18 protein-coding genes, 2 pseudogenes and 1 riboswitch are annotated in these 19306 nt (G+C 69.9%); of the genes and pseudogenes, 6 read left to right on the forward strand and 14 right to left on the reverse strand.

Going from position 1 to position 19306, the window contains the following annotated elements; all coding sequences use genetic code 11:
- Positions 1-115 precede the first annotated feature (115 nt).
- Positions 116-892, reverse strand: coding sequence for an SDR family NAD(P)-dependent oxidoreductase (locus ACIA03_RS08065; protein ID WP_396981006.1), 777 nt, complete (start codon positions 890-892; stop codon positions 116-118).
- A 1063-nt stretch (positions 893-1955) separates the two neighbouring features.
- Positions 1956-2243, reverse strand: a complete 288-nt coding sequence (locus ACIA03_RS08070; RefSeq protein ID WP_396981008.1) for a hypothetical protein — start codon at positions 2241-2243, stop codon at positions 1956-1958.
- 253 nt (positions 2244-2496) lie between these two features.
- On the opposite strand from ACIA03_RS08070, the pseudogene ACIA03_RS08075 reads away from it, so the two are divergent.
- The 3 genes and pseudogenes from ACIA03_RS08075 to ACIA03_RS08085 form a co-directional block, all read left to right on the forward strand.
- Positions 2497-3000: pseudogene (locus tag ACIA03_RS08075) on the forward strand (transposase); the annotation flags it as partial.
- 476 nt (positions 3001-3476) lie between these two features.
- A pseudogene (locus ACIA03_RS08080) lies at positions 3477-3884 on the forward strand (hypothetical protein); the annotation flags it as partial.
- A complete protein-coding gene (locus tag ACIA03_RS08085) occupies positions 3838-4446 on the forward strand; it encodes a class I SAM-dependent methyltransferase (protein ID WP_396981010.1) in 609 nt (202 codons plus the stop codon). The pseudogene ACIA03_RS08080 and the gene ACIA03_RS08085, both read left to right, overlap by 47 nt.
- Positions 4447-4464: 18 nt before the next feature.
- Here the strand turns inward: ACIA03_RS08085 and ribH are convergent, their stop codons facing one another.
- The 7 genes from ribH to ACIA03_RS08120 form a co-directional block, all read right to left on the reverse strand.
- Entirely contained in the window at positions 4465-4947 is a 483-nt protein-coding gene (gene ribH / locus ACIA03_RS08090; protein ID WP_396981012.1) for a 6,7-dimethyl-8-ribityllumazine synthase, read from the reverse strand.
- Complete coding sequence (locus ACIA03_RS08095) at positions 4944-6200, reverse strand: bifunctional 3,4-dihydroxy-2-butanone-4-phosphate synthase/GTP cyclohydrolase II (RefSeq protein WP_396981014.1); 1257 nt, start codon at positions 6198-6200, stop codon at positions 4944-4946. Before ACIA03_RS08095 ends, ribH begins: the two co-directional genes overlap by 4 nt.
- Positions 6197-6793 carry a riboflavin synthase gene (locus ACIA03_RS08100; RefSeq protein ID WP_396981016.1) on the reverse strand — a complete coding sequence of 199 codons (597 nt, stop codon included), beginning with the start codon at positions 6791-6793 and terminating at the stop codon, positions 6197-6199. The genes ACIA03_RS08095 and ACIA03_RS08100 overlap by 4 nt, the downstream gene beginning before the upstream one ends.
- Positions 6793-7860: a bifunctional diaminohydroxyphosphoribosylaminopyrimidine deaminase/5-amino-6-(5-phosphoribosylamino)uracil reductase RibD gene (gene ribD, locus ACIA03_RS08105; RefSeq protein ID WP_396981018.1), complete on the reverse strand. Its 1068-nt coding sequence runs from the start codon at positions 7858-7860 to the stop codon at positions 6793-6795. Before ribD ends, ACIA03_RS08100 begins: the two co-directional genes overlap by 1 nt.
- Positions 7861-7953: 93 nt before the next feature.
- A riboswitch (FMN riboswitch) is annotated at positions 7954-8115 on the reverse strand.
- Positions 8116-8165: 50 nt separating this feature from the next.
- On the reverse strand, positions 8166-8834 hold the full coding sequence (gene rpe / locus ACIA03_RS08110) for a ribulose-phosphate 3-epimerase (RefSeq protein WP_141793668.1): 669 nt from the start codon (positions 8832-8834) through the stop codon (positions 8166-8168).
- A gap of 28 nt (positions 8835-8862) precedes the next feature.
- Positions 8863-9504: an HAD family hydrolase gene (locus ACIA03_RS08115; RefSeq protein ID WP_396981020.1), complete on the reverse strand. Its 642-nt coding sequence runs from the start codon at positions 9502-9504 to the stop codon at positions 8863-8865.
- A gap of 47 nt (positions 9505-9551) precedes the next feature.
- On the reverse strand, positions 9552-10664 hold the full coding sequence (locus ACIA03_RS08120) for a sterol desaturase family protein (RefSeq protein WP_396981022.1): 1113 nt from the start codon (positions 10662-10664) through the stop codon (positions 9552-9554).
- Between the two features lie 240 nt (positions 10665-10904).
- Between ACIA03_RS08120 and ACIA03_RS08125 the strand changes: the two genes are divergently transcribed.
- A complete protein-coding gene (locus ACIA03_RS08125; RefSeq protein WP_396981024.1) occupies positions 10905-13202 on the forward strand; it encodes an FdhF/YdeP family oxidoreductase in 2298 nt (765 codons plus the stop codon).
- A 2-nt stretch (positions 13203-13204) separates the two neighbouring features.
- On the opposite strand, the gene fdhD is transcribed toward ACIA03_RS08125, so the two are convergent.
- From fdhD to ACIA03_RS08140, 3 genes are read right to left on the reverse strand one after another with little or no spacing between them, the layout of a single operon-like run.
- Positions 13205-14041 (reverse strand): formate dehydrogenase accessory sulfurtransferase FdhD, encoded by an 837-nt coding sequence (gene fdhD, locus ACIA03_RS08130; protein WP_396981026.1) that lies wholly within the window; start codon positions 14039-14041, stop codon positions 13205-13207.
- Positions 14029-15318 (reverse strand): MFS transporter, encoded by a 1290-nt coding sequence (locus tag ACIA03_RS08135; RefSeq protein WP_396981028.1) that lies wholly within the window; start codon positions 15316-15318, stop codon positions 14029-14031. Before ACIA03_RS08135 ends, fdhD begins: the two co-directional genes overlap by 13 nt.
- Positions 15315-15815 (reverse strand): hypothetical protein, encoded by a 501-nt coding sequence (locus tag ACIA03_RS08140; RefSeq protein WP_396981030.1) that lies wholly within the window; start codon positions 15813-15815, stop codon positions 15315-15317. The genes ACIA03_RS08135 and ACIA03_RS08140 overlap by 4 nt, the downstream gene beginning before the upstream one ends.
- 142 nt (positions 15816-15957) lie before the next feature.
- Between ACIA03_RS08140 and ACIA03_RS08145 the strand changes: the two genes are divergently transcribed.
- Positions 15958-16608 (forward strand): DUF1345 domain-containing protein, encoded by a 651-nt coding sequence (locus tag ACIA03_RS08145; RefSeq protein ID WP_396981032.1) that lies wholly within the window; start codon positions 15958-15960, stop codon positions 16606-16608.
- Here ACIA03_RS08145 and ACIA03_RS08150 read toward each other — a convergent pair.
- Positions 16577-17839 (reverse strand): PucR family transcriptional regulator, encoded by a 1263-nt coding sequence (locus tag ACIA03_RS08150; protein ID WP_396981034.1) that lies wholly within the window; start codon positions 17837-17839, stop codon positions 16577-16579. The genes ACIA03_RS08145 and ACIA03_RS08150 overlap by 32 nt on opposite strands.
- A 138-nt stretch (positions 17840-17977) precedes the next feature.
- On the opposite strand from ACIA03_RS08150, the gene ACIA03_RS08155 reads away from it, so the two are divergent.
- Entirely contained in the window at positions 17978-18883 is a 906-nt protein-coding gene (locus tag ACIA03_RS08155) for a hypothetical protein (protein WP_396981036.1), read from the forward strand.
- Between the two features lie 10 nt (positions 18884-18893).
- On the opposite strand, the gene ACIA03_RS08160 is transcribed toward ACIA03_RS08155, so the two are convergent.
- Entirely contained in the window at positions 18894-19295 is a 402-nt protein-coding gene (locus tag ACIA03_RS08160; RefSeq protein ID WP_396981038.1) for a TIGR03668 family PPOX class F420-dependent oxidoreductase, read from the reverse strand.
- Between the last annotated feature and the right edge of the window lie 11 nt (positions 19296-19306).

Consider the following 19306-nt stretch of genomic DNA (forward strand, 5'->3'; position numbering starts at 1 on the left):
AGCAGTCGCGGCTCGTGCCGTCGTCGAGAACGCCTCTGGCGCCGCGACGTAGAGGCGCGTTTCCATCCGAAGAGGGCGGCGATCTCGTGTCGCAGGCAAGCTCACCTCGCCCGTCTCAGTCGCGAGGGCTCGCAAAGGAGACGCGGGTCATGCCGCCGTCGATGAAGAACTCCGACGCGGTGATGTAGCTGCTCTCGTCCGAAGCCAGGAAGACCACGAGCTGACCGAAGTCCGCGGGGTCGCCGAACCGCCCCAATGGCACCGCGTCACGCATCGCCGCTATGTGCGGCAGGTGCGCGACGCTCTCGATCATCTCCGTAGCGTGTGGGCCGGGGTGGATCGAGTTGGCACGAATTCCGTAGCCCTTGAGCGCGGCATGAATGGCCGTCGTCTTCGTGAGATTCGCCAGCGCCGCTTTGCTGGCCGCGTAGTACGTCGACGTCGGCACAATCATCTCTGTGGAGTTGGAAGAGACATTGACGATCGCGCCGCCGCCCCGGGACTTGAGAGTCGGCAGGACGGCCTGGATCCCGAGGAAGGCGCCGTACAGGTTGACGTCCATGACACTCCTGAACTCCTCGACCGTCGCCTCCTCGATCGTCTTCGGCAGGATCACGCCCGCATTGTTGACGAGCGCATCGATGGCGCCGAACTTGTCTACGGTCTGCCGGACGACAGTGCTCCACGCGTCCGCGTCGCGTACGTCGAGCGACTGATAGCGGGCAGTGCCACCGGCTGCCTCGATCTCCGCCACCGTCTTGCTACCGATCTCGTCAAGCACGTCCGTCACTACGACGGCTGCGCCTTCCGAGGTCAAGGCCCGGCAAGCTGCCGCGCCAAGACCACGAGCGCCCCCGGTGACGATGACAACTTTCCCGTCCATGCGCGCCATCTGGTCCTCCACACAGCCGCTCGCAGGCGACCTATCATTCTCTAAATGTTATTAGGTATTCATACCGGACGAAGCCGATGACCGCAACGGGCGGGATCCGGTGTACTTCTTTCGCTTCTCGGGCATCCTCGAACCGCACTTACCGAGCTTGGAAGCGGGTCAACCAGCTCAGCGGCGGGCGGGCCGCATCGGATCAGGTGGCTACTCCGACCGATGGCCGCGATGGGGCTCCCCTGCTGAGCCCGGCCGATGTCGTCACCGGTCTGGACGAGGCGCTCGACATCATCCGCGGACTGTGGGATATCAGGACGCCCGGCCCATTGAGCGTCGACGGTCAGTTCCAGCGTGTCGCCGGCGCACAGCGGGGACCGCGGCTCACGAGATCCCGATCTGGGTAGGGGCGTACAAGCTTTCGGATGCAACGCATCGTGGGGACCAAGGGCGACGGCTGGCTGCCGTCCCTACTGTGGCTACCCGAGGGTGCTGTCGCGTGTGGCAACAAGATCATCGACGACGCCGCCCGGAAGGCCGGCCGTGACCCGAAGCAGATCCTGCGGATGCCGAATGTCCTCCGCACCACTCCGCCGAGGAACCCGCCCTTCATCGAGCCGTGCAACAGACCCCACCACTGCATGGGTATATGGGTGGGTGACGGAGTACAGCATCCCCGGACTTGTACGGAAGACAAGCCTTCCCCCAGCGAGTCCCCCATGCACATCCTCGTATCGCACCCGTCCGCCGGCAGCGCCGCGGCTCGCACGACCAGCCCGAAAACATGGCCTCATAGACGTCGTTGGCTGCAGAGGCTGTGGTGTAGGTAGTCGGTCTGCCCGCGACGGCGTCACTGAGATCGTCCAAGAGGTCGCCAACAGTTGTCACTCGTCCATCACCTCCCGCAATCGCTGCAACCGAGCCTGTGTCCGCTCGATTCGAGTGTCGTGGCGAAGCTGCTCCGTTGTCACCCGCGGCGCCGCATCATCAACATCTGAAACGAAGTCGATCTCGTGCACTTCAGTCAGTCGCAAATCCGCTCAACGCCAACTAGGGGCTGTTTCGGAAGTCTTCAGCGTTGGGTGACCCAGGCCAGGACGTCGGTGGCGATCTGGCCTGGGGCGGCGGAGGTGGTCTTGGCCTTTTCGCCGGTGGTGGGGTCGTAGCGTTCGACTTCGTAGCCGCCGAAGGGGCCGCGGCTGGTCGCGACCGAGATAAACCACTCCAGGTCGTGGTCGGTCGGGTAGAGCACGACGAAGGTGTTGGTGGTTGTGTTCAGGCGCTTGATCAGGGACAACACCTCGGCGTGATCGGGGTCCTGGACGTAGTCGCCACCCTCAGCATCGGCGTAGTACTCCACGCCACCAGCATGCCAGTCGGGGACGCAGGAAGGCGTCAGGGACGGTCAGTGCGTGCGTGCCTGGCCAGGCTGGTCAGCCAGAAGTCGTTGATGGCGATCGTGACGGTGGCGTCGACCTGACCTGGAGCTTGTCGTACCTGGTGGCCACCGCCCGCCACTGTTTGAGCCGGTTGAACCCGCACTCGACCGCGTGGCGCAGCTTGGGGCGTGTCAGATGGTCTGTGTAAGGGGTCGGTCCCGAGAAAGGACCATCATGACCGCTGTGACTACTGAGCCCACTGGGACTGACGTGACTGAGAAGCCGAGCAAGACTGCAGCGAAGCGTGCTGCTCGGGCCGCTGGCCCGGGTCGTGCCGCGGCCGCGGAGCTGGCTGCTTCGGGTGCGTTGGACGGGCTGTTCGCCCAGATCGATGCCGGCGAGATCGACCTGACCGGCGACGGCGGGTTCATCCCCGAGTTGATCAAGGCCACCCTCGAGCGCGGCCTGCACACCGAGCTAGCCGATCACCTGGGCTATGAGAAGGGCGCCCCGGAGGCCGCGGCGTTCACCAACTCCCGCAACGGCACCACGCCGAAGACGGTCGCGACCCAGGTCGACGACGTCGACCTCGCGGTCCCGCGTGATCGCGAGGGGTCGTTCACCCCGCGGCTGGTCCCCAAGGGCAGTCGCCGCTTGGGCGGGCTCGACGAGATGATCATCAGCCTCTACGCCGGCGGGATGACCGTGCGCGACATCAGCTACCACCTCGACACCACTAGCCCCGCCCCCGCGACGCGGCGCTCGCTGCGCGGACGCCCCGCTCCCCGACCTGCTCGACACCACGATGGCTCATCTGCGCACCTACCTCGCACCCTGACACCTGCCCTTGCTCCGGCCCGTCTACTGTCCGTCTACTGTCCGGACGAGAGTCATCACCGATCGTCGACAACCGCTTTCGAGATTCGCGTTTTCGCAGGTCAACCGTCATATACCGTCAGCGACCACCAATAAACACGCCCACGGGAACGGAACCCGGCTTACAGGCCAGCCCGTCCGCCACCTGGCCTCTGATCAGGCAGAACGCTGACCAGAGGGGCCATCGGTCCGCACAGAGTCCGCAACCCGGCCAGCTCCAGCCAACGCAGAACCCCCCAAGGTCTCCCCCCGCCGTGGCGTGACCGAGCCGGGCCTGGACCGTCTTCACCGACCCCGCGTTTTGGGCGGCGTGCGCGGGTCCGAGGTCGGCACGGTCGCGATTCGGTGGCACCGACATCGTCGTGAACAACGCATCGGCCCTCGCGGTCGACGGAACCGAGGACCTACCCGTCAAGCGGTTCGACCTGATGACTCAGATCCAGCTGCGCGGCACCTACCTGCTGGCCAGCAAGGCGCTGCCGTACCTGCGCGAAGGCACCAACCCCCACATCCTCTCCCTCTCGCCGCCGCTCAATCTGGCTCCTCGGTGGCTGGGAGCACATCCCGCCTACACGATGGCAAAGGGACTGCTGCAGGATCAGATGTCACCTATCCGTGCAGCAGTCCCGACACACATCCAGATCCCCCATACGATGGCGGCCAGCGAACCGCACCCGAAGCCGTTACCCTCAACCCCCGATGACCATGACCGAGATCGGCGCCGCCTACGACGGCCGCGCAGCTGAATACATCGACCTGTTCGGAACGATCGACAAGCTCGCCGAGCGCGACCGCGACGCGATCACCACCTGGCGGGACTCCACGACCGGCCGTCTCCTGGACGCCGGCTGCGGTCCCGGGCTCTGGAGCCAGGAGCTCACCACCGGCGGCGTACGCGAGGTGGTAGGTCTGGATGCCTCGGCCGAGTTCGTCGCCGCCGCACGAGCGCGGTATCCAGACGTCGGCTTCGAGCGAGCGGACCTCGCCGCGCTCCCGCTCGAGGACAGCTCGGTCGGAGGGATCCTGGCGTGGTACTCGATCATCCACACCCCGCCCACCGAGCTCCCCGAGATCCTGAGCGAGTTCGCCCGCGTGCTCGAACCCGGCGGGTCAGCGCTGATCGGGTTCTTCGACGGCACACCCGGCGAGGCCTTCGACCACGCGGTGCACACCGCCTACTACTGGTCCGCCGAGGCGCTGGGAGAGCTGCTCGCCCCGCACGGGCTCGTCGTGGGCCAGGCATCGGCCCGACAGGACCCGGGTGCGCGCCGCCGCCAGGGTGATCTGGTCGCGACGCGCACCGCCTGAGCCCGCCATGACGCGTCGTCAGTAGTGACGTACGCAGTCGCGCAGCGTGAGCGCGGTCTCCATGGCCGCCGCGGCGGCCTCATAGCCCTTGTCCTCCGCGGACCCCTCGAGCCCGGCCCGGTCGAGCGCCTGCTCTTCGTTGTCACAGGTCAGCAGGCCGAAACCGACCGGGATGATGTGGTCGATCGCGACCCGGTTCAGGCCATCGGTGGCGGCCGAGCAGACGTAGTCGAAGTGCGGGGTGCCGCCACGGATGACGACACCGAGCGCGACGATGGCGTCGTAGCCCGACTTGGCGAGCGCGGCCGCGGCGACCGGGAGCTCGAACGCGCCCGGCACCCGGACGACGGTCAAGCCGCCGACCGAGGCGTCCTTCAGTGCCCGCTCCGCGCCGTTCAGCAGGCCGTTCATGACCTCGTCGTGCCAGCGCGCGGCCACCACGGCGACCCGCAGGTCGCTCGCGTCGACGACCTCGGGGGTCGGGGCTCCCTTGCCACTCATCGGTTCTCCTCAGACAGATCGGGCAGCGCGTGACCCATCCGGTCACGCTTGGTCAGCAGGTAGGCGAGGTTGTGCTCGTTGGGCCGCGGGGTGAGCGGCACCCGCTCGGCGACCTCGACACCGTACGTCTCGAGGTGGCTGACCTTCTCGGGGTTGTTGGTCAGCAGGCGCACCGAGTCGATCTTGAGGTCGCGCAGGATCTGCGAGGCGGCGCCGTAGTGCCGGGCGTCGGCCGGCAGGCCAAGATCGAGGTTGGCGTCGACCGTGTCGCGGCCACCGTCCTGCAGCTGGTAGGCCTGCAGCTTGGCGAGCAGCCCGATCCCGCGGCCCTCGTGCCCGCGCAGGTAGACGACCACCCCGCAGCCGGCCTCCGCGATCCGCCCGAGCGCCTCACGAAGCTGCGGCCCGCAGTCACAGCGCTGCGACCCGAACACGTCGCCGGTCAGGCACTCCGAGTGCACCCGGGCGAGGACCGGATCGCACCCGGAGATGTCGCCGTGGACGAGCGCGACGTGCTCGACCCCGTCGTCGGTGGTGCGGTAGCCGTAGGCGGTGAACTCACCGAACTCGGTGGGCAGCCGCGTCACCGCGCGACGCTCGACCAGCACCTCCGTACGCCGCCGGTAGGTGACCAGGTCGGCGATCGAGATCATCGCGAGACCGTGCTCGTCGGCGAACTCCCGCAGCTGCGGGGCGCGCTGCATGGTCCCGTCGTCGTTGACCAGCTCGACCAGGGCACCGGCGGGCTCCAGACCCGCCAGCCGGGTCAGGTCGACGGCCGCCTCGGTGTGACCGACCCGCACGAGGACTCCCCCGTCGCGGGCGCGCAGCGGGAAGACATGGCCCGGCCGGGTCAGGTCACCGGCCACGGAGTGCGGACCGGCGAGCAGCCGGGTCGTGAGCGCCCGGTCGGCCGCCGAGATGCCTGTCGAGACGCCCTCACGGGCATCGACCGACACCGCGTAAGCGGTCTGCTTGCGGTCCTCGTTGACACGAGTCATCGGGGGCAGCTCGAGGGCGTCGAGCCGCTCCCCCGGCAGCGCCACGCAGATCACGCCGGAGGACCAGCGGATCGCGAACGCCATCACCTCCGGAGTCGCCAGCTCGGCCGAGAAGATCAGGTCTCCCTCGTTCTCCCGGTCCTCGTCGTCGACGACCACGACCGGCTTCCCGGCCGCCAGATCGGCGATCGCGTTCTCGACCGGATCGAGTCGGACCCCTACGTACTGCTCTGTGCTGTGCTCGATATTCACGGCCGAACCCCTTCCAGGAGCTTCTCGACGTGCTTGGCGATGATGTCGGTCTCGAGGTTGACCTCGTCGCCGACGGCCCGGAACCCCAGCGACGTACGCGCCAGGGTCTCGGGGATGAGGCTGACCGTGAACGCGTCATCGGTCACGGAGACGACGGTGAGGCTGATCCCGTCGACCGCGATCGAGCCCTTCTCGACTACGTAGCGCACCAGCTCGGGAGGCAGTGAGATCGTGACGACCTCCCAGTGCTCGCTCGGCTCGCGCGAGACGATGCGGCCGACGCCGTCGACGTGCCCCTGGACGATGTGACCGCCCAGCCGGGTCGCGGGAGTGACCGCGCGCTCCAGGTTGACCTGGTCGCCGACCGCCAACGCGTGCAGGCTCGTCCGCTTGAGCGTCTCCAGCATCACATCGGCCGTCCACTCGCCCTCGCCCAACGTGGCGACGGTCAGGCAGCAGCCGTTGACCGCGATGGAGGCGCCCAGCTCGGCGTCCGACAGCACCGTGGTGGCGGAGATGGTCAGGCGTACGGCGTCGCCCTGGTCCTCGATCCCGGCGACGGTGCCGAGCTCCTCAACAATCCCGGTGAACATCACTGCTCCCCTTTCTGCGGTTCCAAGATGAAGCGCACGTTCGGCTCCTCGCCCGGCGCGGCTGGTGCGAGCACGTCGACGGAACGCACTCGCGGCCGGAAGGCATCGGAGATGGTGGTGATCCCGAGGTCGGCGACGGCCGAGCGGCCGGCGCCGAGCAGGAACGGGGCGACGTAGACGACGATCTCGTCCACGAGTGCCGCCTCGAGGAAGGCCGCGGCCAGCGTCGGCCCGCCCTCGAGAAAGACATGACGACGCTCGCGCTCCCACAGCGCGGCCAGGGCCTCGCGCGGGTCGCGGGTGCGGAGATGAAGCGACGGGGCCTGATCGTCGAAGATCCGACGCTCGGCAGGAAGATCGCGCGACCCCATGACGACCCGGAGCGGCTGTACGCCGACCGGCCGGTCCTCCAGATCGCGAACCGTCAGCGCGGGGTCGTCGACGGCGACGGTGTTGGTGCCGACCAGCATCGTGTCGCTCAGCGCCCGCAGCTTGTGGGTGTCGAGGCGCGCGGCGCGCGAGGAGACCCAGCGCGAGGTGCCGTCGGCGGCAGCGCTGCGCCCGTCGAGCGTGGTGGCGAACTTCCAGGTGACGTAGGGGCGCTGGAGCTCGGCCGCCCGGGTCCAGACCCGGTTGAGGTCACGGGACTCCGCGGCGTACAGGCCCTGCTCGACCTCGACACCCGCCTGCTTCAGCGTCGCGGCGCCGCCGGCGGCGACCGGGTTGGGATCGGCCTGGGCGTAGACGACGCGGGCCACACCTGCCTCGATCAGCGCCTGCGAGCAGGGGCCGGTGCGGCCGGTGTGGTTGCACGGCTCGAGAGTGACCACGGCGGTCGCGCCGCGGGCAGCCTCCCCGGCCTTGGCCAGCGCGTCGACCTCGGCGTGCGCGGTCCCGGGCCCGCGGTGGAACCCCTCGGCGATCATCGACCCGTCCGACCCCAGGAGTACGCAGCCCACCCGTGGGTTCGGGTAGGTGGCAGGTCCCGGGGCGCCGATCGCAGCGGCCAGGTCCAGGGCGCGACGCATCGCCCCCGGCTCCGGGTCACGCTGGTCCAAGCACTTCATCTGATCCCCTCTGGTCCGTCTCGCGGACTCCGGGGTCAGGCTCGATACATCGCGTCGCACCCTTTCCAATCAGGGCGGTCACGACGAATCGGGCTGCGTGCGTCTTCCCATCCGGACTTTAACCGTCGGTCCAGGACTGAGAAGTTTCCTTCTGGCACCTGGTCAACCGATGACTGGCTGTCATCGGGTCGCGGACTTCTGAACTTTCGTCCAGTCACCGCCGGCTCGGAATTTCACCGACCCCAGAGCACGCGAGCACAAGCTCGTCTGGAACCAGTGTGCCACACGTGCGCCACGACGCCCGATCAGGCGTCGACAGCTGAGACGGCCTTCTCCCGCAGCGCGTTGACCATCGCGTCGGGATCGTCGGCCGAGTAGACCGCGGAGCCGGCGACGAAGACGTCGGCGCCCGCCTCGGCGCAGCGCTCGATCGTCTCCAACGACACTCCGCCGTCGACCTGCAGCCAGGTCTCGACGCCGGCCTTGTCCATCATCGCCCGCGCCCGGCGGATCTTCGGCAGCACCAGGTCGAGGAACTTCTGCCCGCCGAAGCCGGGTTCGACGGTCATCAGCAGCACCATGTCGAGCTCGGCGAGCATGTCCTCGTAGGGCTCGATCGGGGTCGCCGGCTTCAACGCCATCGAGGCGCGAGCGCCCTTGGCGCGGATCTCTCGGGCCAGCCGCACCGGCGCCTTGGTGGCCTCGACGTGGAACGTCACCGAGCCGCAGCCGGCCTCGACGTAGGCCGGGGCCTCGCGGTCGGCGTTCTCGATCATCAGGTGGGCGTCGAGCGGCACCGACGTCGACCGCGCGATCGCCTCGACCATCGTCGGCCCGAAGGTCAGGTTGGGCACGAAGTGGTTGTCCATCACGTCGACATGGATCCAGTCGGCGCTGGGGATCCGGGCGACCTCGGCCCCGAGGGCTGCGAAGTCGGCGTTGAGGATGGACGGAGTGATCTGGATGTGGCCCACGAAAGGCACCCTAGATGACCCCGCGGGCTCAGAGGGCAGCCAGGTCGGCGTACGTCATTCCCTCGAGCGTGTCGCGGAAGACCCGGCGTTCGCCGGGGGCGACCGGGACGTGGTTCTCGATGACCAGGACGGTGCAGCCGGCGGCCTCGGCGGAGCGGGCGCCGGTGTTGGAGTCCTCGATGGCGACCGTGTCGGCGGCACCGACCCCGAGAGCCGCGGCCGCGGTGAGGTAGGGCTCGGGATGCGGCTTGCCGTTGGCGACCATGTCCCCGGTGACGATCACCTTGAAAGCGCCCTCGGGCAGCTGCTCGAGGATCGGGGCGACGAAGCGGGCGTACGACATCGTCACCAGCGCGCACGGCACACCCTGCTCGACCAGGTCGGTGAGCAGCTCGCGCGCACCCGGCCGCCACGGCACCTCACGCTCCACCCGCTCGACCACGCCGTCGAGGAGCATCTCGACGATCTCCTCCGGCTCGTGCGGCAGCCCCATCCCCACCTTGACCAGCCGCGCCGACTCGATCAACGCGTTGCCGACGAGCTCCATCGCCTGCTCCTCGGACCAGGTCGCTCCGAACCGCTCGGCGATGGCGTACTCGGCCTCGATCCAGTAGGGCTCGGTGTCGACCAGGGTGCCGTCCATGTCCCAGAGAACAGCCGCAGGCTTCATGGCGGGAATCTTGCCACACGGCCTTGCCCGAGATCGGCCCGGCGGCATCAGTGGACGTACTCGTCGTAGGTCCGGTGGCCGCGGAACGGGGCGACGTGCTGGGCGATGATCCCGACCGGGACGGTCTCGCGCTTGAGGACGCCGTACTCCTCGGGCCAGCTGCCGTCGCGGGGCAGCTTGAAGGAGCCCATCAGCATGTCGATCACCGGCAGGTGGATGGCGTAGTTGCGGTCCCAGTAGTCGAGGTGCCGGGCGTGGTGCCAGTGGTGGTAGCGGGGCAGCACGATCAGATACTCGAGAAGGCCGAAACGGATGCCGAGGTTGGCGTGCGCGACCACCGCCTGGATCCCGACCAGGACGGCGTACGCGTTGACGACCGAGGTCGAGAAGCCGAGGAACAGCAGCGGCAGCAGCACGATGCTGCGGGTCAGCACGGTCTCGACGAAGTGCACCCGCGAGCCTGCCAGCCAGTCGAGCTCGGGGCTGGAGTGGTGCACCGCGTGGAAGCGCCACAGCACCATGATCCGGTGGTAGCAGCGGTGCAGCACCGCCTGGGCGAGGTCGGCGAGGAAGACGGCGAGCAGGAAGGCCGCGAGGAACGGCAGGCCGTCGATCCAAGCCTGTACGACCGGCACCTTCACCGACGCGACCACCAGCGAGGTCGAGGTGGTGACCAGGATCAGGATGAGCTGGACGAGGACGTGGCTCATGAAGAAGTAGCACGCATCGGTGCGCCACCCCGGCCGGAAGACCGGCACCGGGCGGCGGGCGAAGGCGTGCTCGAGCGGGATGAAGACCAGTGCGGAGAAGAACAGGGCGAGCACGAACCAGTCGAGGCCGAGGGAGAACGGCGTGTCCTTCACCGGGCCGTCGAACGGGACCTCGGTGCCGCCGAGCAGCACGGCCACGGTCGCCGTGCCGACGCCGATGAACGCCATCCGCTTGTGCTGGTCGCGCAGCACCGCGATCGTGCCGACGAAGAAGGCCGCCGCCAGGCCGATCAGCAGCAGCGTACGCGCGAAGTCCTCGGTGTAGATCGCGCGGAACTCACGGCTGGTCAGCAGCTCGGGGAAGTGGAAGCAGAGCACCGTGGCCAGGCTCAGGACGCCCAGGAAGGCCGACGTGGCGGGCGCGAACAGGTGGTGACGCAGCAGGGACATGGCAGCAGTCTGGTCGCAGCCCCATGGGCTGCGCCTGAGCCGCCGTACTCAATTCGAGCCGCCTCGACTCGAGCCGCGCGAGGCCCGGGTTGTCGCCGACAACCACTCGCGCTGTCGGCGCCGACACGATCGCGCCGCCAGGTGCGTTGCCGCTCGCGACGGGGCCTCCACGCGGTTAGCGTCGACAGGGAGGCGGCCGGCCGGCTCGCCGAGCGGTGACGACATGCACAGGAGCGCGAGATGGTCGACCAGGACACCTCCGGCGAGGGGCCCGTGCCCACGGGTGAGTGGAAGCGACGCGACTACCACCACCCGGCGGCCGGGTGGGGCGCGGCGACCTCGGTCATGAAGGTGCTCTCCCGCGAGCACGCCATCGCCTCCGGGACCCGGGCGATGTTCAAGATGAACCACGAGAACGACGGGTTCGACTGTCCCGGCTGCGCCTGGCCCGACGATCTGAAGGGTCTCAAGCTCGACCTGTGCGAGAACGGGATGAAGCACGTCGTCTGGGAGATGACGAGCAAGCGCGTGGACCGCGACTTCTTCGCAGCCCACACGGTCACCGAGCTGGAGACCTGGTCCGACTTCGACCTCGAGGACCAGGGCCGGCTCACCGAGCCGATGGTCTACGACGAGGCGAGCGACCGCTATCTGCCGATCTCCTGGGCGGACGCGTTCGAGCTGGTCGGCTCGTCGCTGCGGGCTCTCGGCTCGCCCGACGAGGCGGCCTTCTACACCTCGGGCCGGCTCGGCAACGAGGCCACCTTCCTCTACCAGCTCTGGGCGCGCGAGTTCGGCACCAACAACCTGCCCGACTGCTCCAACATGTGTCACGAGGCCTCGGGGCGCGCCCTCACCGCCGCGCTCGGCACCGGCAAGGGCACCGCGGACCTCAAGGACTGGGAGACCGCCGAGGCGCTCTTCGTCCTGGGCGTCAACGCGGCCTCCAACGCGCCCCGGATGCTGACCGCGCTGACCGAGGCCTACGACCGCGGCGCCCAGATCGTGCACATCAACCCGCTGGTGGAGGCGGCCGCACGCGAGGCGATCATCCCGCATGAGTTCGTCGACATGGCGCTCTTCAAGGCCACCCGCACCAGCACCCTCAACCTGCAGGTCCGCCCGGGTGGCGACCTGGCGCTGCTGCGCGGGATGGCGAAGGCACTGCTCGAGGAGCACCGCACCGACCCGAAGGCGCTCGACCTCGAGTTCATCGAGCGCTACACCTCGGGCTTCGAGGCCTACCGGTCGCTGGTCGAGTCGACCTCCTGGGACGACCTCACCCGCCAGGCCGGGCTGAGCGAGGCCGACATCCGCAGGGCCGCGGCGGTCTACTCCGCCTCCGACCGTACGCTGATCAGCTGGTGCCTCGGCGTCACCCAGCACGAGCACGGCGTCGACACCGTGCGGGAGATCGTCAACGTCCTTCTCCTTCGCGGCAACCTCGGCCGCGAGGGTGCCGGCCCCTCCCCCGTACGCGGCCACAGCAACGTGCAGGGCAACCGCACCTGCGGCATCGACCACAAGCCGACCGGCGCGTTCCTCGACCGCCTCGGCGAGGTCTGCGGCATCACCCCGCCGCGCGAGCGCGGCCTCGACACCGTGGGCGTCATCCGAGCCATGGACGAGGGTGACGTCAAGGTGTTCGTCGGCATGGGCGGCAACTTCGTCATGGCCGCTCCCGACACCGCCTACACCACCAGCGGCCTGCGAAACTGCGAGCTGACCGTCCAGGTGAGCACCAAGCTCAACCGCAGCCACCTGGTCCACGGCCGCAAGGCGCTGATCCTCCCCTGCCTGGGCCGCACCGAGAAGGACCACCAGGCCGGCGGTCTCCAGGAGACCTCGGTCGAGGACTCGATGAGCATGGTCCACCTCTCCCGCGGGATGAAGCGGCCCGCCTCGCCCCACCTTCTCTCGGAGCCCGCGATCATCGCCGGGTTGGCGCGGGCGACCCTGCCCGCGAGTGCCAGCCCGTGGGAGGACTGGGTCGAGGACTACGACCGGATCCGCGACGTGATGGCCAAGGCCCTGATCGGCTTCGAGGACTTCAACCGCCGGGTCCGGCTCCCGCTGGGCTTCCGGCTCAAGCAGCCCGCCCGCGACCTGGTCTTCAACACGCCGTCCGGCCTGGCGGAGTTCTCCGCGACGCCGCTGCCCGACGTGATCCCGGCCGACGATGACGTACTCGTGCTCCAGACGATGCGCTCCCACGACCAGTGGAACACCACGATCTACTCCGACGACGACCGCTACCGGGGCATCAAGAACCTGCGTACGTTGATCCTGATGCACGAGGACGACATGCGCTCGCGCGGGATCGCGGAGGGCTCGCTGGTCGACATCGTCGCCACCTCCAAGGACGGCAGCGTCCGGTCGCTCCGTGGCTACCGCGCGCTGCGCTACGACCTGCCGCGCGGCAGCGCCGCGGGCTACATGCCGGAGATGAACGTGCTGATCGGGGCGAGCGACTACAGCGTCCAGAGCGACCAGCCGCTGATGAAGAACGTCAAGGTGCGGGTCACGCCGAGCCGCTGACCTCAGCCGACGGCAACGGGCTCGATGCGGTCGGTGCCTGCGTAGATGTTCATCGAGGAGCCCCGCAGGAAGCCGACCAGGGTCAGGCCGTTGTCGTCGGCCAGGTCGACCGCGAGCGAGGAGGGCGCCGAGACCGCGGCGAGCAGCGGGATGCCGGCCATCACGGCCTTCTGGACGAGCTCGAACGAGGCGCGCCCGCTCACCATCAGCATGCTGTTGCGCAGCGGCACCATGCCCTCGCGCAGCGCGTGCCCGATCACCTTGTCGACGGCGTTGTGGCGGCCCACGTCCTCGCGTACGCAGAGCAGGTTGCCCTCGGCGTCGAACAGCCCGGCCGCGTGCAGGCCGCCGGTGCTGTCGAAGACGCTCTGCGCCTCCCGCAGCCGCTCCGGCAGCACGGCGAGGAGCTCCGGCGTCACGCGCAGGGTGTCCTCGGCGACCGACCAGGCCGAGGACGTACTCACCGCCTCGAGGGACGCCTTCCCGCACAGTCCGCACGAGGAGGTCGTGTAGAAGCTGCGCTCCAGCGAGGCGTCGGGCGGCGGGACGTGCGCGGCCAGGCCGACGTCGACCACGTTGTAGGTGTTGCCGCCGTCGGCGGTGGCACCGGCGCAGTAGCGGACGCTGGCGACCTCGTCGGCGGAGTGCACGACGCCCTCGCTGACCAGGAAGCCGACGGCCAGGTCGAAGTCGCCTCCGGGCGTGCGCATCGTGACGGTCAGCGGCCGGCCGTTGACCCTGATCTCCATCGGCTCCTCCGCGGCCAGCTTGTCCGGCCGTCGCGAGATGACGCCGTCGCGGACCCGCAGCACGGGTCGTCCAACTGTCACTCGTCCCATGTCAGCTCCTGTGGTGTGGGGTCGGGTCGGAAGGGGTCCTGGTGGGCGTGCCGGGCCGCGCGCACGGCTGCCCCGATGAGCAGTATGAAGCCGATCAGGGCAAGGCCCCCCAGCAGTTCAGGATAGGACGCGGACCTGGCCATGACCGCCAGCAGCAGCGGCGCGAGGAACCCGCTGTGGGCCACCCCCTGGAACAGCGCCGACACCGTCGGCAGCGCGCCGGGAGACGCCAGCCGACCGATCTCGGCCAGGCCGGACTCCAGGGTCAGGCCGTAGCCCGCACCGAGGAAGACTGCCGCGCCCAGCACCAGCAGGGGTGAGACCTCCTCGATGGCGAGCGCGCCGAGCAGCAGACCGACGACGACGGTGCCCATTGCGACCAGGGTCGCGCGAGCGCTTCCGGGCCGGTCGATCCGGGCCGCCAGCGGCTGCACCGCCAGCCCGACCAGCAGCGTGAGCGCCGCGACCAGGCCGCTGAACAGCGGCGCGTGGTCCCGCACGCGGTCGAGCACGAACGGCGGCAGCACCACGTAGGACACCGTCACGGCCGCGAAGATCGCCGGACTGGCCGGCAGCACGATCCCCACGAAACGCGGGTGGGTGATGGCCGACCAGCGGTCGCCGGGCGGCGCGGCGGGCGGCGGTCCGGGGATCGAGCACATCTCCGGGATGCGCGCGGTGAGCGCGAGCACCAGCAGCGCGAAGCCGCCGTGGACCAGGCACGGCACCACGGACGGCGCCGGGAGCCAGGCGGCCAGGGTGCCGGCGACCAACGGGCCGCAGGCGAAGCCGGCGCCGGTGGCGTACACCGCGAAGCGGGTGCCGCGGTCGTCGCCGGGTGAGAGCGCGCGGAGCCAGGCGGCTCCGGCCGAGACGATCAGCCCGGCCGCGACCCCGGTCGCCAAGCGGCTCACGAAGACCGCCACGAGGGACGCCTCGGCCAGCGCCAGCAGGAGGCTCCCGGCTGTGGTGACGGCCAGGGCGAGACGTACGACCCGGCGGTGGCCGAACCTGTCGGCGGTCCGGCAGCCGAGGAGCAGCGCCGGCACCAGGCCGGCAAGGTAGGTCGTGAACACCAGGACCACCGCCATCGTCGACCAGCCCGCCTCGAGCCGGTAGACCACCGAGAGCGGCGTGAACTGGTTCGCGCCCCAGCCCGCGGCCACCAGGGCCTCGGCGACCAGGGCGCGGTGCAGCCCGGCCGGGCGCTGGGCGGCGCCGAGCCGTACGACCTGTGCCAGGTCCTGCGGGTCGCGGCTTGTGGCAGGCTCGGTCACGACCGGGGGACGCAACCTCTGCCGGACAGCTCCTGGACCCGCGCCCAGACGCCGGCGTCGCAGCAGAAGCCCCGGCCGCTGCGCTTCAGGCAGAGCAGGCCGACGCAGCGTCCGTCCTCGACCACCGCCAGCCGGCGGACGCCGGCACCCGTCATCCAGGTCCAGGTCGACCACAGGTCGGCGCCCGGGTCGACGGTCCTTCCCGACAGCGTCCCGAGCGCCGTCGCCGGCTCGTCGTCTCGTGCCTCGGTGAGGTCCTGCCGTTCGATGACGGTCAGCAGCCTCTCCCCGTCGCAGACCAGCGCGGCGTGGACGTGGTCGTCGAGGAAGAGCTCGCGTACGTCGCGCCCGGTCGCGGTCGCGGGGAGCAGCTTCGGCCGGTGGACCATGGCGTCGGCCACGGTCGCCTCGCCCGGCGCGTGGGCCTGCCGCCCACCGCCGAACTCGACCCCGTTCTCGTCACGGGTCGTCGACTCCTCGATCCGGGTGAAGGGCACCTGTCCTCTTCTCGTTCTCTCTGCCGGTCCTGACAGCACCACGGTACGCCGCGGTATCCGCCCACGTCGTCGCTGACCAGGATCGCTGTCGACTCACACACCGGTCGCTGTGGCGGGCGACGACGACAGGTAACCTGCAGGCGTGAGTCGGACGAGCTCCCAGACGCGCCTCCCCTCGGCCGCCGGGGTGCGGCTGGCCGGCTCGCTGCTGGCCGGAGCGGTGGCAGCCGTGGCCGGCGTACTCCTCGTCGACGCGCAGATCGGCACCCTGCTCGGTGTCGCCGTGACCCACGCGGTGTTCGTCGCCTCCGGCTGGGTCTCGCTGTGGTCGCTGGACGCGGACACGACCCGTACCAACACCCAGCGTGAGGACTTCCGGCCGACGGCAGAGGAGCTCGTCGTGGTCGCCATCTCGCTGTGCGGGCTGCTCGGGATCGTGATGCTGCTGGTCGTCGGTGACTCGGCCCAGGGCCGCGTCGCCGCCGCGATCGCGCTCGTCGGCGTCTTCCTGGCCTGGGCGAGCCTGCACCTGATGTACGCCGCGCGCTACGCGCACCTCTACTACTCCGGCACCGCCGGCGGCATCGACTTCAACGCCGACGAGGCGCCGGCCTACCGCGACTTCTTCTACTTCAGCTACAACCTCGGGATGACCTACCAGGTCTCCGACACGTCAGTGACCAGCTCCGTGATCCGTGCCGTCGTGCTGAGACACACCTTGCTCTCGTACGTCTTCGGTGCGGTGGTGCTGGCGAGCACGATCAACCTGGTGGCCGGGATCGCTGTGGGCTGACGCCGGTCCGCTTCCGCGCGTTGGGCGCCCACAGCTCGGTCGCCGAGGCCACCCGGAGCGCATAGGCGGCAGCCGCCAGCTCGGCGACGTCCATCGGCTCGGTCAGGGACCGGCCGGTCAGCTCCTGGATCCGGCGCAGCCGGTTGCGCACGGTGTTGGGGTGGCAGTAGAGCAAGGTCGCGGCTCGGTCGGCGGACCCGGACTGCTCCAGGTACATGTCGAGTGTCTCGAGCAGCAGGTCGCGGTCCTCGGCCGGCTGGCGCAGCACCTCGCCGAGCACGTTCTCGGCGAGCCGGCGTCCCTCGGCGGGCTCGTAGACGACCAGCGCGGCGAGGGGGCTGTGGTCGAAGGTACGCAGGCCGGCGCTGCCCGGCTCCAGCCCGGCCAGCGCCGCCCGGGCCAGGCGGAGTGCGCGCGGAGTCTCGGGCAGCGAGGCGTAGGGCGGGCTCACCCCGGTGCGGGCGGCGGTGAAGCCGCGCAGCGTCTCCAGGACCTCCTCCTCGCGCTCCGCCGGGAAGGAGACGATGCCGAGCTGCTGGGCCGGGGTCAGCCGCCATCCGGAGACGAACCCCTTCTCGGCAAGCCGCTGCTCGACGTTGACCAGGCTCTCCTTGGCGAGCCCGTGCGTCTCGGCGGCGACCACGATCAGCAGTGCGTCGGCCGGGAAGCCGAGCAGTGCAGCGGCCTCCCAAGGGCCCGACTCAGGACCCGGACGTCCGGTGAGCACGGCCTCGACGACCGCCGAGCGTCGCCGCTGCTCGGCCAGCATGAGCTCGGCCGTGGCCGCCCGGTAGGCCTCGGTCAGCACGACGGCGTGCTCGTCGGTGAAGCGCCAGATGACACCGGCGGTGGCGATCAGGGCATCGGTCAGCGCCGGCTGCCGGGTCTGCTGCACATGCTCGACCAACGCCTCCCAGAGCGCCGCGAAGCAGATCCGGTAGGCCCGCAGCACCTCCGGCAGCGGCACCCCCTGCTTCGCCCGCCGCCTGCCGATGCGGTCCGAGGCCTCCAGGTCGAGCTCGGCGTGCGGGTCACCGATCGCCGCCACCACGGAACGGAGGTTGTGAGCGAAGGACTGCCGCAGCTCGTCGAGCGAGACCAGGCCGCTCTCCCGGTCGCGGTAGTAGGTCGCGATCCGGTCGGCGACCTGCGCGCACGCGTCGTCGGCGAGCCGGGCGATGTTCTTCTCCGCCCAGGCCGCGAGCTGAAGTCGTCCCTCCGGTCGTGTCACACGCCCTCCCACGTCGGTCTTCGTCGGTCCCGGGACCATCCTGTCACCAGCGGGGTGCCACCAGTTGAGCCGTCGACTCGGCACGGGATCGCTCAGCCACGTACGATCTGCCTACCCACGACTGGTGCCGGAGGTTCCGTGAACGAAATCCAGCTCAGCGACCTGAGTCTTGGACGCCATATCGCCGAGGGCTCGCAGGGCCGCATCATAGAGCTGGCCGACCACCCCGGGACGGTCGCGAAGCTCTACCGCACCCGAGAGCTGGGTCTCGTGGACGGCCGTGCTCTGGCGGAGCTGGTGCGCATTCGCGGGTTCGTCGAGAGCGAGGGTCTGCTGGTGGACCACTTCGCCGCCTGGCCGCACACGGTCGTGCTCGACGGGCTGCGTACGGCGGGCTTCCTGATGCAGCGGATCCACGAGCCGTTCCTGGCCGGGTTCGGTCCCGCCACGTCGCTGGCGGAACTGGGGCTGCTGGTGGACGCCGGCGATGTCGCCAGTCCCGGGGTCTACGAGCGGGTGCTGCTGATGCGGGCCCTGGCCGCGGTGATGGACGCGCTGCACCGTCAGGGCCTCGTCCTCGGCGATCTCTCGCCGCGCAACATCGCCTGGTCGGTCTCACCCGTGCCCCGGGTGATGCTGCTCGACTGCGACGGGATCCGGCCGGCCGGCGAGGACGGCGTGCTGCCGCCGGCCGACACCCGCGGCTGGGAGGACCCCAGCAACGTCGGCCACCCGCCGACCGCGGACAGCGACCGCTTCAAGCTGGCCCTCACCATCGCCCGCGTCCTCACCGGCGACCGCAACGCCGCCCCGGGGATGCGCCCCGACCTGACCTTCGCCGGCCAGGCCGGCATCCTGGTCGGCCCGCTCACCCGGTTGATGGACCAGGCGGCCGGCCCTCCCGGGCTCCGCCCGACCGCGTCGCAGTGGGCCACCGTCCTGGACGTACGCACCCCCTGGGCTGGGGCTGCCCCGGCGATGCGCTCTCGCGGTCCGTCCCCCAGCGGGGAGATCCTGCGCCCCTTCCGGCGCCAGTCGCGCTGACTCCTCGGGCTCAGGTCGCCGACCAGCCCGACCACCGCGTGACCTCGATGACGATCACCGGCCCGGCCGGCGGTCGTTCGCGGTAGTCGGCGTATTTCGCGACCAGCGGACCGAGGTCGTACGTCTCATGCACCCGCGCGACGCCGTCGGCACGGGCCCACCACAGCTGCGACCAGTCGTCGTCGTAGGCGTCGGCCAGGAGCGACACCGCCGGGTGCGCCGCGATGTCCTGCAGGCGACGCAGCCGGGTGGTCGACTTCGGTTTGTGGTCGACCGCGGTGAGGATCTCCTCGTCTGCCAGGGCGAACACGGTCGGCACGATCCGCGGCGCACCGTCGGCCGAGACCGTCGCCAGCCGCGCCACCCGGGCGTCGGCGAACCGTTCCCTGGCCCACTGTTCGTCGTGTCGCACCGCTCGAGCCT

This window comes from Nocardioides sp. NPDC051685 (genome assembly GCF_044453405.1).
Lineage (GTDB): Bacteria > Actinomycetota > Actinomycetes > Propionibacteriales > Nocardioidaceae > Nocardioides.